The sequence below is a fragment of the Pseudomonas sp. AK181 genome, from assembly GCF_051122975.1.
GTDB lineage: Bacteria > Pseudomonadota > Gammaproteobacteria > Pseudomonadales > Pseudomonadaceae > Aquipseudomonas > Aquipseudomonas lactis.
The window spans coordinates 309,690-324,013 of sequence record NZ_CP146348.1 but is presented as its reverse complement, the minus strand read 5'-3'; the positions used below and the strand labels follow the sequence as shown (position 1 = coordinate 324,013).

The 14,324-nt window shown below is 60.5% G+C and carries 14 protein-coding genes; 6 read left to right on the top strand and 8 right to left on the bottom strand.

Features of this window, described 5'->3' with window-relative positions; all coding sequences use genetic code 11:
- Positions 1 to 27 precede the first annotated feature (27 nt).
- Both rpiA and V8689_RS01470 read left to right on the top strand, forming a co-directional pair.
- Entirely contained in the window at positions 28 to 699 is a 672-nt protein-coding gene (rpiA, locus tag V8689_RS01475; RefSeq protein ID WP_056783115.1) for a ribose-5-phosphate isomerase RpiA, read from the top strand.
- A gap of 334 nt (positions 700 to 1,033) precedes the next feature.
- Positions 1,034 to 2,980: an autotransporter domain-containing protein gene (locus V8689_RS01470; RefSeq protein ID WP_056783117.1), complete on the top strand. Its 1,947-nt coding sequence runs from the start codon at positions 1,034 to 1,036 to the stop codon at positions 2,978 to 2,980.
- Here V8689_RS01470 and V8689_RS01465 read toward each other — a convergent pair whose 3' ends face one another.
- The 4 genes from V8689_RS01465 to V8689_RS01450 all read right to left on the bottom strand — a co-directional run bounded on the left by V8689_RS01465 (position 2,981) and on the right by V8689_RS01450 (position 7,264).
- Positions 2,981 to 3,889 carry an SdiA-regulated domain-containing protein gene (locus tag V8689_RS01465; protein ID WP_056783119.1) on the bottom strand — a complete coding sequence of 303 codons (909 nt, stop codon included), beginning with the start codon at positions 3,887 to 3,889 and terminating at the stop codon, positions 2,981 to 2,983.
- A 121-nt stretch (positions 3,890 to 4,010) separates the two neighbouring features.
- Positions 4,011 to 4,934 carry an SdiA-regulated domain-containing protein gene (locus V8689_RS01460; protein WP_056783121.1) on the bottom strand — a complete coding sequence of 308 codons (924 nt, stop codon included), beginning with the start codon at positions 4,932 to 4,934 and terminating at the stop codon, positions 4,011 to 4,013.
- Positions 4,935 to 5,181: 247 nt separating this feature from the next.
- On the bottom strand, positions 5,182 to 5,847 hold the full coding sequence (locus tag V8689_RS01455; protein ID WP_034128983.1) for a fumarylacetoacetate hydrolase family protein: 666 nt from the start codon (positions 5,845 to 5,847) through the stop codon (positions 5,182 to 5,184).
- A 22-nt stretch (positions 5,848 to 5,869) separates the two neighbouring features.
- Complete coding sequence (locus V8689_RS01450) at positions 5,870 to 7,264, bottom strand: FAD-binding oxidoreductase (RefSeq protein ID WP_003195210.1); 1,395 nt, start codon at positions 7,262 to 7,264, stop codon at positions 5,870 to 5,872.
- A 366-nt stretch (positions 7,265 to 7,630) separates the two neighbouring features.
- Between V8689_RS01450 and serA the strand changes: the two genes are divergently transcribed.
- Positions 7,631 to 8,860 (top strand): phosphoglycerate dehydrogenase, encoded by a 1,230-nt coding sequence (serA, locus tag V8689_RS01445; RefSeq protein ID WP_003195214.1) that lies wholly within the window; start codon positions 7,631 to 7,633, stop codon positions 8,858 to 8,860.
- Between the two features lie 136 nt (positions 8,861 to 8,996).
- On the opposite strand, the gene V8689_RS01440 is transcribed toward serA, so the two are convergent.
- On the bottom strand, positions 8,997 to 9,437 hold the full coding sequence (locus V8689_RS01440) for a DUF4399 domain-containing protein (protein WP_056783124.1): 441 nt from the start codon (positions 9,435 to 9,437) through the stop codon (positions 8,997 to 8,999).
- 134 nt (positions 9,438 to 9,571) lie between these two features.
- On the opposite strand from V8689_RS01440, the gene V8689_RS01435 reads away from it, so the two are divergent.
- Positions 9,572 to 10,045, top strand: coding sequence for a transporter substrate-binding domain-containing protein (locus V8689_RS01435; protein ID WP_056783126.1), 474 nt, complete (start codon positions 9,572 to 9,574; stop codon positions 10,043 to 10,045).
- A gap of 568 nt (positions 10,046 to 10,613) precedes the next feature.
- Here the strand turns inward: V8689_RS01435 and V8689_RS01430 are convergent.
- Both V8689_RS01430 and V8689_RS01425 read right to left on the bottom strand, forming a co-directional pair.
- Complete coding sequence (locus V8689_RS01430) at positions 10,614 to 11,096, bottom strand: DUF523 domain-containing protein (RefSeq protein WP_056783128.1); 483 nt, start codon at positions 11,094 to 11,096, stop codon at positions 10,614 to 10,616.
- 2 nt (positions 11,097 to 11,098) lie between these two features.
- Complete coding sequence (locus tag V8689_RS01425) at positions 11,099 to 11,731, bottom strand: 2OG-Fe(II) oxygenase (RefSeq protein ID WP_003195222.1); 633 nt, start codon at positions 11,729 to 11,731, stop codon at positions 11,099 to 11,101.
- Between the two features lie 131 nt (positions 11,732 to 11,862).
- Between V8689_RS01425 and V8689_RS01420 the strand changes: the two genes are divergently transcribed.
- Positions 11,863 to 12,615: a DUF2059 domain-containing protein gene (locus tag V8689_RS01420; RefSeq protein ID WP_056783130.1), complete on the top strand. Its 753-nt coding sequence runs from the start codon at positions 11,863 to 11,865 to the stop codon at positions 12,613 to 12,615.
- Between the two features lie 86 nt (positions 12,616 to 12,701).
- Here V8689_RS01420 and V8689_RS01415 read toward each other — a convergent pair whose 3' ends face one another.
- Positions 12,702 to 13,643 (bottom strand): alpha/beta hydrolase, encoded by a 942-nt coding sequence (locus V8689_RS01415; RefSeq protein WP_056783132.1) that lies wholly within the window; start codon positions 13,641 to 13,643, stop codon positions 12,702 to 12,704.
- Positions 13,644 to 13,741: 98 nt separating this feature from the next.
- Between V8689_RS01415 and V8689_RS01410 the strand changes: the two genes are divergently transcribed.
- A complete protein-coding gene (locus V8689_RS01410; RefSeq protein WP_056783134.1) occupies positions 13,742 to 14,317 on the top strand; it encodes a DUF6436 domain-containing protein in 576 nt (191 codons plus the stop codon).
- Positions 14,318 to 14,324: the final 7 nt, after the last annotated feature.

Here is a 14,324-nt window from a genome sequence, read left to right as displayed (position 1 = left end):
TAATTCCCCGCCCGTTCCGGAGCCCGCATGACCCAGGATCAACTCAAACAGGCAGTGGCCCAGGCCGCTGTCGATTTAATCCTTCCTAAACTCGACGACAAGAGCATCGTCGGTGTCGGCACCGGCTCCACCGCCAACTGCTTTATCGACGCACTGGCCCAGCACAAGGGCGCGTTCGACGGCGCCGTGGCCAGTTCCGAAGCCACCGCTGCCCGCCTCAAGGGCCATGGCATTCCGGTGTACGAGCTCAACACCGTGAGCGACCTGGAGTTCTACGTCGACGGCGCCGATGAAAGCGACGAGCACCTGAACCTGATCAAAGGCGGCGGCGCGGCCCTGACCCGCGAGAAGATCGTCGCGGCCGTGGCCAAGACCTTCATCTGCATCGCCGACGCGAGCAAGCTGGTGCCGGTGCTGGGCACGTTCCCGCTGCCGGTGGAAGTCATCCCCATGGCCCGCAGCCACGTGGCCCGCGAGCTGGTGAAACTGGGCGGCGACCCGGTGTACCGCGAAGGCGTGTTGACCGACAACGGCAACATCATCCTCGACGTGTTCAATATGCAGATCACCAACCCGGTGGAGCTGGAGACGCAGATCAACGCCATTGTGGGCGTGGTCACCAACGGCCTGTTTGCCGCGCGCCCGGCGGATGTATTGCTACTGGGCACCTCGGAAGGCGTGAAAACCCTCAAGGCCTGACCCTGTGGGAGTCGGGCTTGCCCGCGATGCAGACGACTCGGTGTATCAATGGATACCGAGGCGATGCCATCGCAGGCAAGCCAGCTCCCACATTTGTTAGGCGCTCGGCTTTAGAGCGATGTAACAAAAACGCTACTTTTCGCAGCACTCCTCGCCAAAACCGTGCGCTCTGTCACGGCATCCCCTGCCCCGCCTGGTATCCAATCGGATACAAATTACAGCCACGCGACCCACGCGTTTAACAATGCGCCAATTCGCAGCCGCCCATGGAATGAGGCGCGCATTGTGCAAAGGGTCTGGGCTTGAACGTTCCCCTCACCTCAAGGAAGACCCTGTGATAAAGCCTCTAGCCCTCGCCATCAGCGTTGCCAGTGCCCTGCTGTCTACCCATACCCAGGCCTACGATTACGGCCAGCACGCCAACACCACCTTGGAAAAGCTGATCAACGATTACCCTGGCCGTTATCGCGGTACGGCCAATTTTGCCGGGGCCGCCGACTGGATGCAGAGCCAGATGGGCACCGCCTATAGCCTCAGCCGCCAGGACTTCACTTGGAACAACGGCAGCCGGGCTTCGCAAAACGTGGTGGCCTATGCCGCTGGCACCAAGCCCCAGTACGTGGTGATTGGCGCGCATTTCGATACGTACTTCGGCCGCCCGACCCTGCAAGGCCTGGATGACAACGGTTCCGGCGCCAGCGTGTTGACTGAGGTGGCGAAGAACCTCGGCGGCCTGTCACTGGAAAATGGCCTGCAAATCGTTGGCTTCGGCGCCGAAGAAGAAGGCCTGCGCGGCTCGCGGGCCTTTGTCGACTCACTCAGCGCCAGCCAGCGCGCCAATATGCTCGCGATGATCAACCTCGACAGCCTGATCACCGGCGACATGATGTACGCCCACGCCGGCCAGAACAGCACCGCCAACCCGGCCTTGGCCTCCTTGCGCGAGCACACCTTCCAGATCGCCAGGGAATTGAACATCCCCTTGTTCAGCAACCCCGGCCTGGACCCGCAGTACCCAAAGGGCACCGGCTGCTGCAGCGATGGTGAGGCGTTCGAACCGCTGAATATCCCGATCCTTTATATAGAGGCTACCAACTGGGAACTGGGCGACCTGGATGGCTACACCCAGACCGACAACCCGAAAATTCCCGGCGGCTCGACCTGGCACGACCCCACCGAAGACAACAAAGCCGTGCTGACCGATGCATTCGGCCAGGCACGCATCGACCAACGCCTGCGTGACTATTCACGCCTGCTCAGCCGCCTGGTGCTGGAACTGACCAACGCCGACCTGATGGCCTCGACGGCTTCTGGCGGTGCGGTTGCGCGCAATATGCAAGACAACCTGCAGCGCCAGCATCAGGCCCTGGTGCGCCTGCATGATCGCCGCTGGCTGACCCTGCAAGCGGCCAGCCGCGAAGTCGCAAGCTTTGATGGCGAGATCGGTGTGGATGGCGAATACAACCCGGACAGCGGCTTCGACACGGCCCCCAACCCCGAAGCCCGGCGCCTGGGCCTGCATGCCCTCGGCGACTACCAACTGACTTCAAGCCTGAATATCGGCGCCAGCCTCAGCTACCTCAATGGGCGCGACAAACTGGAACATCGCGGCAAGCTCGACAGCGACACCTGGCAGGCAGCTGTCTATGCGCTGCTCAACGATGGCGGGCCAAGCTGGCTGGCCGGTGACCTGAGCGCGGGCCACACGCGCTTCGATTCCAAGCGCAACCTGGTCATCCAGGCCAATGGCGGGCCGATCCTGCTCAACCAGCAACTGACCGGCGACACCGATGCTCTGGCGCTGGGCGCACGGGTGTTGGGTGGCTATGATTTTGAGTTCGGCGCGATCAAGAGCGGGCCGTTCGCCGGCCTGGACTACAGCCATTACCGCATCGACAAGTTCCACGAAAAGCAGAACCTGCGCACAGCCCTGGAATATGAAGAGCAGTCTTTCGACTCCCTGGAAGCCAGCCTCGGCTGGCGCGTGCGCGGCGCGGTTGCCCTGCCCTATGGGCTGAGCCTGATGCCCTACGGCGACATCGCCTGGGTCAAGGAATTGGCCGATGGCCGCCTGGACGACCTGCAACTCACCGCACGCGCCGATGGCCAGGCCCGCACCGCCAGGCTGGGCTCAGTGGATAAGCGCTTTGCTCGTGCACAACTCGGTAGCCAACTGGCGATCACCCCACAGCTGGGCGTGTTCGCCGAGGTCAACGGCCGTCTCGGGCATGCCGAAGGCAGCCAGACCGGTTATTCGCTGGGCGTGCAATGGATGTTCTGATCAGGGTTTCTTGAACACGTAAAACAGGTTGGGCTCGCTGACCATGTACAGCGTGCCGTCGTCATCCATGGCGATCCCTTCGGCCTGGGGCACACGCTTGCTCAGGCCATGGCGCCCTTTAAGCAATGACAAACTGCTTAGAGGGCGACCATCGATATCCAGCTCCAAAACCAGGAACGACTCATCCGACAGCGCCAACAGATGGCCGCTGCGCTCGTCGTATTGAAGGCTCGACAGGTCGCGCACAAACAGCCCGGCATCGCGCTTGGGGTTGTTGATCACATGCACCGAATAGGTTTTTTCTGGCTTGAAATGGGGAAACCCATGCACCTCGTAGATCAGCATGGGGTCGCGCTCCTTGGCCACGAACAGGCGCTTGCCCACCGAGTCGTAGGCCAACCCTTCAAAGCCCTTGTTGCCACCCACGTGCACGCCCAGGGTCATTTGCTCCGCATCAGCGGCGTCGAGGAACGTGGTGTCGTCATCCACATGCACTTTGATCAAGCGCTGCTGGCGCTCATCACTGATGACATAGATGTTGTCGCTGATAAACTCCACCGCCTCGGCATCGCCAAAGCCCACCAGGGGAATGCGCCGCAGGATCTTGCCCTCCAGGGACAATTCGACCAGTTCGGCGTTTTTATTGGTGACGGTAAACAGGCTCTTGCGCACGGGGTCGTAGGTCAGAGCTGAGACATCGTCGTCGAGCCCTTCGATCACCTGGCCTTCGAGGGTGACGCGGTAATCCGCCAAGCCAATGGCACGCTCATCAGCCGGCTGGTACCACACCCGCCAGTTGAACCAGGCACGTTCGAACAGACGGAACTGCTGTGCAACCAGCCCGGCAGCGACCAGGGCGAGCAACAGCAGGATAAAAACAGCAGGTTTGGGGCGGGCAAATCGACGCATCGGGGCGGGCTCAGAGAAAAAACTGGCGAATAGATATCAAGGTCACCTGAATTTAAACTTAAACGCACCGGGCTGTCTGGCGAATGCCGTTTATTAAGAAAAGTCTGACGTAATTCGTCGATTACTTCTGCTTCTCAAAACGATAGAACAGGTTTGGCTCACTGACAATATACAGCGTACCGTTCTCGTCCATGGTCACGCCTTCGGCACGGGGGATCGTGTCCTTTAGGCCGTTGAAGCCGCCGAGCAAGGTCATGAAGCTGACCTGCTCGCCGGTTTCATCGAGTTCCAGCAGCAGGTGGGAATCGGCCGACATGACCAGCAGATGCCCGGTACGTGGGTCGATGGCCAAAGCCGAGAGATTGCGCACATCCAGTTCGGTGCTGGCCAGTTTCTGCTTGTCGCCGGTCAGCGTGTTGCCATCGCTTTTCCAGGTGAACAACGCCGGCGGGCGCTCTTCGCCCAGCACCAGCTGCTGGTTGCGCTTGTCCCAGGTGACGGCTTCAAAGGCTTTGTTCTGGTCCTTGGACGGGCCCAGGTCATGGCTGGGGAAATCGGCCTTGTTCAGCGCGGTGGTGCTGGCGTCCACCTTGACCACGGTGAGGCTGTGATCGCGTTCATCGACCACGGCCATCAAGCCGTTTTCCATCACCGCCACGCCTTCCGGGTTGTTCCAGCCGTTGAGCGGCATCTTGCGCAGCACATCGCCTTGCAGGCTCAGTTCGACCAGGAAGGGGTTCTTGCCCATCACCGAAAACAGGGTTTTAGTCTGGGGGTTGTAGGACAGGTCCGAAGCCTCATCCTTCTCCATACCGGGCAACAACTTGGCGTCGATCACCGCGTGATAGTCCGGTAGCCACACACTTTCGCGGCGCTCAGCCGAACTCTCGAAACGCTCCAGCACCCACAGCACACCGCGATCGTCCCAGTGCATGGCCCAGGCGATGCCATACAAAATGGCACCAGCCAAAAATACCCAGGAATACCAGCGCATGGACAAGCGAGAGCGAAGCGAGGTTTTCGAAGTGGGCAGAGGCACGACCATTGAGCGCTTTTCCGGAAAGTCAGCTGTAGGGGATAGCACAGGATTCAAGGACCCGCGCGCAAGAGCAGGGAATTATCCGGATGGCGTGTGAAAAAAATGCAAAACGCCGGATCCTGCAGATGTACACAAACAACTGTGGGAGCGGGCTTGCCCGCGATTGAGGGCGTTCAGTCAACTATTCAGTGACTGTCACACCGCCATCGCGGGCAAGCCCGCTCCCACAGTTTGATCGCAGCGTGCCGGCTACTTAGCGCACGACGCTTTCGAAACGGTTCACACCCGCCAGCTCAAGCACCACTTCATCCCCCACATTCAACGGGCCTACACCCGCCGGGGTGCCGGTCAGGATCACGTCGCCCGCTTGCAGGGAGAAGCAACCCGCCATGTACTGGATCATCGGCACAATCGGGTTGAGCATCTGCGCGCTGTTGCCGTCCTGGCGCACTTCGCCGTTGATGCTCAGGCGAATGCCGATATCGGTCACGTCCGCAAAGGTACTGCTGACCACGAAGGGGGCAATCACCGCCGCGCCATCGAACGACTTGGCGATTTCCCACGGCAGGCCCTTGGCTTTGAGCTCGGCCTGTTTGTCGCGCAGGGTCAGGTCCAGGGCCGGGGCGAAGCCGGAGATGGCGTCCAGCACTTCTTCCCGGCTCGGCTTGGCGGACAAAGGCTTGCCGATCAACACGGCGATTTCCGCTTCGTAGTGCACCGAACCGCGTTCGGTCGGTATGGCAAAACCGCCTTCCAACGGCACCACGCAGCTGCCCGGCTTGATGAACAGCAGCGGCTCGGTAGGCACCGGGTTGTCCAGTTCCTTGGCGTGTTCGGCGTAGTTACGCCCGATGCACACCACTTTACCCACCGGGAAGTGGATGTTGGTGCCGTCGACATACTTGTGCTGGTAGCTCATGGAACGACTCCTTCAGGTGCGGTTAAACAGCGAAGATCTTGCCGGGGTTCATGATCCCGTTAGGGTCGAACACGGCTTTGACGGCTTTCATGTATTCGATTTCAACCGGTGAACGGCTGTAGGTCAGGTAATCGCGCTTGGTCATGCCCACGCCGTGCTCGGCGGAGATCGAGCCGTTGTACTTGGCGACGGTCTCGAATACCCATTTGTTCACGGTGGCGCACTTGGCAAAGAACTCGTCTTTGCTCAGGTTTTCCGGCTTGAGGATGTTCAGGTGCAGGTTGCCGTCGCCGATATGGCCGAACCAGACGATTTCGAAGTCCGGGTAGTGTTCTCCGACGATCGCGTCAATTTCGCTCAGAAAGGCCGGCACTTTCGACACGGTCACCGAGATGTCGTTCTTGTACGGCGTCCAGTGGGAAATGGTTTCGGAGATGTACTCGCGCAGCTTCCACAGGTTGTGCAGCTGGGTTTCGCTCTGGCTCATCACGCCATCCAACACCCAGCCCTGCTCCACGCAATGCTCGAAGGTTTCCAGGGCGTGGTTGGCGACTTCTTCGGTGGTGGCTTCGAATTCCAGCAGGGCGTAGAACGGGCACTCGGTTTCGAACGGTGCCGGCACGTCGCCACGGCCGAGGACTTTGGCCAGGGCCTTGTCGGAGAAGAATTCGAAGGCGGTCAGGTCCAGCTTGCTCTGGAAGGCATGCAGCACCGGCATGATCGAGTCGAAATCAGTCGTGCCGAGCACCATGGCCGTGAGGTTCTTTGGCGCACGGTCCAGGCGCATGGTGGCTTCGACCACAAAGCCCAGGGTGCCCTCGGCGCCGATAAACAGCTGGCGCATGTCGTAGCCGGTGGCGTTCTTGATCAGGTCGCGGTTCAGCTCCAGCACATCACCTTTGCCGGTGACGACTTTCATGCCGGCCACCCAGTTGCGGGTCATACCATAGCGAATTACTTTGATCCCGCCGGCATTGGTGCCGATATTGCCGCCAATCTGGCTGGAACCGGACGAGGCGAAGTCCACCGGGTAATACAGGCCGTTTTCTTCAGCGACGTTCTGCAACTGCTTGGTGACCACACCCGGCTGGCACACGGCGGTGCGGTCGGTGAGGTTCACGTCGAGGATCTGGTTCATATAGTCGAACGACACCACCACTTCGCCATTGGCGGCCACGGCAGCCGCAGACAGGCCGGTGCGCCCACCCGATGGCACCAGCGCCACCTTGTGCTCATTGGCCCAGCGTACGATGGCCTGCACCTGCTCAGTGGTCTTGGGAAACACGATGGCGGTGGGTGCAGGGGCGAAATGCTTGGTCCAATCCTTGCCGTAAGCCTCCAGGGAGTCGGCGTCGGTCAGCACTTTGCCGGGCTCAACCAGGGTCTTTAGCTCATCAATCAGGGCAGGATGGGTCATCGACAGAACTCTCGAACAATTCATGGTCATCCTGAGAACGCTTCACGTCGCAGGAATAGGTGTTTAGCGGGGTGCGTATGCTAGCATACCGCCCCCGCAGGACAGACCCAAAGGGCGTTTCTGCGGTGACGGCTTTCCTGCCGTCCGGGTCAGCTCTGTGCCCTGATTTGCCAATACGTTTCTGTTTGACGAGTGGCTGTTGTTGTCAGGCAAGGCGCCGCGACGACTCATAGCTGGCTATGGGGAGGAGCGGCAACGCAGCATGACGGCAACAGACGCCGTCAAACAGAAACAGTATTGGTGAATCAGGGCACATCCGGCTGCTCGACTCCCTGCCAATTTTCTCCGGGATACAGGTTTACGCAGATGAGCAAGACTTCTCTCGATAAGAGCAAGATCAAGTTCCTTCTTCTGGAAGGCGTCCACCCATCGGCTGTCGACGTTCTGAAAGCCGCCGGGTACACCAGCATTGAGTACATCACCAGTTCTCTGCCGGAAGCCCAGCTCAAGGAAAAGATCGCCGACGCGCACTTTATCGGCATTCGCTCCCGCACTCAGCTGACCGAAGAGATCTTCGACCACGCCAAGAAACTCGTGGCTGTCGGCTGTTTCTGCATCGGCACCAACCAGGTCGACCTCAATGCAGCGCGCGAGCGTGGCATCGCGGTGTTCAACGCACCGTACTCCAACACCCGTTCCGTTGCGGAGCTGGTGCTGGCCGAGGCCATCCTGCTGCTGCGCGGTATCCCTGAGAAGAACGCTTCCTGCCACCGTGGCGGCTGGATCAAGAGCGCGGCCAACTCCTTCGAAATCCGCGGCAAGAAGCTGGGTATCGTCGGCTACGGCTCGATCGGCACACAACTGTCGGTATTGGCTGAAGGCCTGGGCATGCAGGTGTTCTTCTACGACACCCTGACCAAGCTGCCATTGGGCAACGCCACCCAAGTGGCCAGCCTGACCGAGCTGTTGGGCATGTCCGACATCGTCACACTGCACGTTCCGGAAACCGCCGAGACTCAGTGGATGATCGGTGAGAAGGAAATCCGCGCGATCAAGAAAGGCGGGATCCTGATCAACGCCGCGCGCGGCACCGTGGTCGAGCTGGACGCCCTGGCCGACGCGATCAAGGACAAGCACCTGATCGGCGCTGCCATCGACGTGTTCCCGGTGGAGCCACGCTCCAACGATGACATCTTCGAAAGCCCGCTGCGTGGCCTGGACAACGTGATCCTGACCCCGCACATCGGCGGCTCTACCGCTGAAGCCCAAGCCAACATTGGCCTGGAAGTCTCGGAAAAACTGGTCAAGTACAGCGACAACGGTACCTCGGTATCGTCGGTCAACTTCCCGGAAGTAGCCCTGCCGGCTCACCCGGGCAAGCACCGTCTGCTGCACATCCACCAGAACATCCCTGGCGTGATGATGGAGATCAACAAGGTCTTCGCGGAAAACGGCATCAACATCTCCGGTCAGTTCCTGCAGACCAACGAAAAGGTCGGCTACGTGGTAATCGACGTCGACGCCGAGTACTCGGACCTGGCGCAAGAGAAGCTGCAGCACATCAACGGCACTATTCGTAGCCGCGTGTTGTTCTAGTAGGAGCGAGCTTGCTCGCGAAGAACGTCAACGATGACGCGTTTAACCTGATTAAACGCGGCGCCCTTAGGATTTTCGCGAGCAAGCTCGCTCCTACCAATAAAAAACGGGAGCCCCGCAAAGGGCTCCCGTTTTTTTATTTGACGTTAACAGTGATCACTTTCGAGGCAACTGTGGGTTCGAACTGGCGATGCACGTTGTCGCCGGCCACCAGTTGCAGGGTGTGCTTGCCTGGCGTCAGGGTCAGCTCGGTTTCGGTTTGCGCCTTGCCGAAGTGAATCGAGGTAGCCGTGGCCGGGATCGCCTCGTCGGCGTTGAGCGCCCCCACTTCCTGGTCTACCAGCAGGTGGTGGTGACCGGCGTTAGGCACTTGCTTGTCGATCGGCTCCAGGTCCAGCTTCTTGACGCCGAATTTGACGGTGAAGGTTTTATCGACGGTGGCACCATCTTTCGGCGAGACGATGAACACTTCGGCGCCTTCAGGTGCAGGCGTACGAGGAAGGTCTGCGGCGCTGGCCAACAGCGAGGTACCCAGCAAAAGGCTGGCAATCGTTGCACGGGACAAAAGGGCTTTCATTCGCTTCTCCAGTTTTTCGGTGAAATCTGTAGGGTTATGACAACTTCGCGATAAATTGCGGTCCAAGGCACCCGACACCATAACAAAACGTTGCTGAACGGCGCCTCGCCTGTACGAATTCTTTAGGAGTGACCATGCGTTTTTCGCCTGGCCTGTTGCTGTTGCTTACTCTTCTGAGCCCCTTGGCCCATGCCGAACTGATTGACGACGTCAACGATCGCGGTGAACTGCGCATCGCCCTGGAAGCCAACACCCCGCCGTACAATTTCAAAGAGGGCGACAAACTCGCCGGCTTTGAAGTGGAGCTGGGTGAACTGCTGGCCAAGGAAATGGAGGTGCGCTCCTCGTTTATCACCACCGATAACGCCGACCTTCTATCCGGCGTGGAAACCGGCAAGTACGACGTGGCCATTAACCATATCGCTATGACTGCCGAGCTTGAGGATCGTTTCGATTTCAGTGAGGCTTATCACCAGAAGCCGGCATTGGCGATCCCCTTCCAAAAGGGCAACCCGGCATTCAAAAGCAGTTTGAATGGGGCGTTGAAGCGGGTGACGGACGATGGCCGGTTGAAGGCGCTGTCGCAGAAATGGCTCAAGGCGCAATAAGTGTGGGAGCTGGCTTGCCTGCGATAGCGGTGTGAAAGTCACTGCATCTGTTACTGCACGACCGCTATCGCAGCATAGGTTTCTACACAACTTTCTGGGCTATAGCAGCAGACGGTAACCACGATGCGAAGCGAGCCGCTCTTGATCTTGATCTGCTTTTGATCTCAGGCGCCCCGTTAAACCACGCTGGCCGGAATTCGACAGGGATTTGGGGGGTAAACCGGCAGGGATGCCGGTTTAGCCGCCCCGCGCCATGGATGGCGCGTGGCGGCGGCCCCCCAAATCACTGGCGAATTACGGGCACACCGAGCCTAAGCGAGGTGCCGAGTGGTGGGGCAAGAGCGTTTTGCTTACTTTTGCGCTTTTCAAAAGTGAGCCGCCGTCAGGGCGGAACCTTAAGTGGCCGTTACCGCAGCAATGGATATGTACACAATCCAACTGTGTTGACTGCCAGGCCGCCTTCGCGAGCAAGCCCGCTCCCACAGTTGGATCGTGCGGTATCAGCTAGATTAGCGTCGGCTGGCAGGCCGTCATCGCAGGCAAGCCAGCTCCCACATTTGATCTGTTTCTAAAGCTGCGTGAGAGCCACCGCCGCCTCAGGCAACTGCAGCTCACTGAACACCTGCACACCATGGCGTTTGAGCAGCGCTGCCGTGACGCCTTCGCCACTGACCTTCACCCCACTGAAGGTGCCATCATAGGTCAACAGGTTGCCGCAGGACGGGCTGTTGGCCTTGAGAATGGCGATGCGGATGCGGTGGCGTTGCACCAACGCCAAGGCTTGGCGGGCGCCGTCGAGGAAGGCGCTGGTGAAGTCTTCGCCCTCGGCGGTCAGCACCTGGGCGCGGCCTTCCCACACGTCGATACCCTGCCCGCCTGGGATTTCGGCCGGCGGGCGCGGTGTGGGCAAGCCGCCCGCCACTTCCGGGCAGATGGCAACCACGCGACCTTCAGCTTGCCACGCCGCCAGTTGATCGAATGGGCCGCTGGCCCCGCCGTCATAGCGCACCTTGTGCCCGAGCAGGCAGCGGCTGACCAGAATCTTTTCCATGCTCAAAACGGCTCGTTGCCCCGCCGGCGAAACCAGCCCGTCAGGGACAGGCGTTCGCGCGTAGCGGGCAGGACTTCGTGGGGCACCTCGCCCGACAGGAATACCACCAGGCAACCCCCGGTGGGCACCACGTCGTATTCGACGCCGCCCTTGAGGTACATGCGCAGTTGGCCGCCATGCTCGGGCAGCCAGGCATCGTTCAAGTAGATCACCGCCGAGACCATGCGCCGGTCGTCGTCGCGAAAACGGTCCACATGCTTGAGGTAAAACGCCCCCGGCGGATACATCGCAAAGTGGCTTTCGAAATCTTCCAGGCCCAGGAACAGGCTGCGATTCATCGCCAGGCGCAGGCCGTCCATCACGCCCATGTAGGTGTCGCAGATAGGCGCGTCACCCTCCTCCAACCACTGGATATGGTCACCGCGAATGCCCTCGCGAATCTCCTGGGCCGGCCCACGCCCTACCGCCGCCGGTGCCAGTTCACCCTGCGCCGCACGTTTACGGCACTCAGCCGCCAGCTCCAGGGTCAGAGCCTGGGGCAGGAAGCCATTTTGCTGCGACCAGCCTTTTTCGGCCAGGTCGTCGACGATGCGTTGCAGCAGCGGGTGATCGAGGGGTATTTGCATGGCGCGCATAGTATCCATACGCCTGGAAATCCGACAGCGCCGTTGAGCGTCCGAATACACTTTAGTCAGGTGACTGATAGGACTTCTCGACAAATCCTACGCCCGACACGGACAATAGTGGCCGACTGACAGGAGTCCTTATGCGTCGTTTGTTTTTTTCTGTGTTGATGTTCTGCGTTTTGCCCGCCTGGGCAGACGGCCATGACCAGTTGTACAAGGTCGCCGGCTGGGCCGAACAACGTGCGCACTTCAATGACGCCCTCAGTGCCGCCCAGCAGCGCTACCGCAATAGCCTGCCGCCAGTGGTGTACCAGGCGCTGGTGGACAACAGCAATAAACGCTTTGCCGCCCAGGCCATGGACCAGCGTGCGGAGGCGCAACTGCGCAAGCACTTGCCCGACCCGAAACCTGCCCTGGCGTTTTTCCAATCGCCCCTGGGCCGCAAGATCGTCGCCGCCGAGTTGCTGGCCACGCGCCGCGACCAACTGGCTAAAAATGCCCAGGGCCTGCCCAAACTCGAAGCCGATGCCACCCGCAGCCTGATCATCGGCCACCTGGCCCAGGCCCTGCCCGCCCGCGAGGCCGGTGCCGAGGTCAGCCTGGCGATTGCGGGCGTAGCGGCCGACAGCTTGAGCCAGATGATCCCCGGCCTGCTCGGCGGCGGTCAGGCGCAAGGCATGTTGAATGGCCAGCGCGAGCGGCTGATGCAGCAGATCGACAAGGATTTGAACAACACCTTGCTGTATGTCTACCGGGATTTGTCCGACCCGGAGCTGGAAGAATTCGCCACCTTTGCCGAGTCGCCGCAGGGCAAGGCGTATTACCAGGCCGCCCTTGCCGCCATTCGCGCAGGGCTTGCGGTCGGCCAAAGCACCTCAAGCCTGGCGCAGTAAACCCTGTGGGAGCTGGCTTGCCTGCGATTGCGATCTATCAGTTACACCGCTATCGCAGGCAAGCCAGCTCCCACATTTGGATTGCGTTATTTCAGGTGGCGGGTGAGAAAACTGAAGTACTCATTGCGAATCTGCGCAATTTCATTGGCCAGATGATGCCGACCCCGCTTGAGCATCAACACCTCAGGCCGGTCGAACTTACCCCGCAACACCTGCAAATTATGCTGCCAGTCCACCGTCATATCTTCCTCGCCCTGCACAATCACCGGGCGCCGGGGGCTGCGTGGTGCGGCTTCGATGCGTTTGATCCAGCGCGCCAGCGCCCCCACCCAGGCGGTAGGCAATTGGCGAGGCTGTAGCGGGTCGGCTTCCAGGAACGGCTTGAACGCCGGGTCGTTGGAGTTATCGCTGAAACGCCGGGCGATGCCTTTGACGAACGGGCGCAGCAGGTAATAGCTCACCTGCGACCAACCCCAGGCACGTGGCCGCACCAACGGCGACAGCAGGAAGGTCTTGCCCTGGGCCGGGCTGTGGGCGCCGTGGTTGAGCAGATGATCGACCACAATGGCGCCGCCGGTGCTTTGCCCGAACAGGTGCCAAGGTTGCGGCAATTGCAGCGCCTTGGCTTCGACGAACAACGCCTGCACCACGCTCTGGTACACCGCAAAGTCATCAATGCTGGCGCGTGCGCCGCTGGACAAGCCATGGCCTGGCAGGTCGCAAGCGATCACCACGAAGCCCTGGTCCAGCGCCCAATCCACCACGTGGCGATACAGCCCCATGTGATCGTAGAACCCGTGAAACAGGAACATCGTCGCCACCGGTGCCAGCGGCCACCAGACCTGGGCCACCACCTCGAATCCCTCCACCTGAAAACGCCCCAGGCGGCTCAGCGCCGGCACCTGGCGTGCGGCCAGGTCGAGCCCGTAGAAACGCTGGTAAACCCTCGCCTCGGCTGACAGCGGCTGCGCATCCACCAGCGGGCGCAAGCTTTCGCGCAGATGATCAGGGTCAAAGGTGACGGGCATAAAGGCTTCCAGACTTGCGGTGAAGATGAATATCGAGCTGCGATATTCATCTGTCAGGACAAGCATGGCAAGCTACGCGACCTGCGAGGATACATCCAATGCGACCGCCCTACCGTAACGCCCTGTTCGCCAGCCTGATTCTGGTTATCTGCGCCGGGGTGCTGTGGGCGGCCTATGACTGGTTCCAGGGCCGCTACCTGCGCGCCTTCAGCGAACACACGGCGGTATTTTCCGGCGATGCGCTGCAACTGCCCGCCGCCCTCAGCGGCCCTGGCCCGATTCGTCTGGTGCACTTCTGGGACCCGGCCTGCCCGTGCAATGTGGGTAACCAGCAACACCTGGGCGAGTTGATCGAGCAGTACGCGCCCCAGGGGGTGGAGTTCTATGCCCTGCAAAAACCCGGCAGCCACGGCCAGTTACCCGAGAACCTGCGCCATCTGAAAATTCTTGATGCTCTGCCCGGCGCCGACAAAATACCCGCCAGTCCGGCCGTGGGCATTTGGGATCGCACCGGCAAGCTGGCGTATTTCGGCCCCTACAGCGAAGGCCTCACGTGCAACGCCAGCAACAGTTTTATCGAGCCGATTCTCAAGGCCCTTGGAACCGGACGCGACGTGAATGCCACTCACACCCTCGCGGTAGGCTGCTATTGTTCGTGGCCTAAGGATCTGTAGTCCGTCC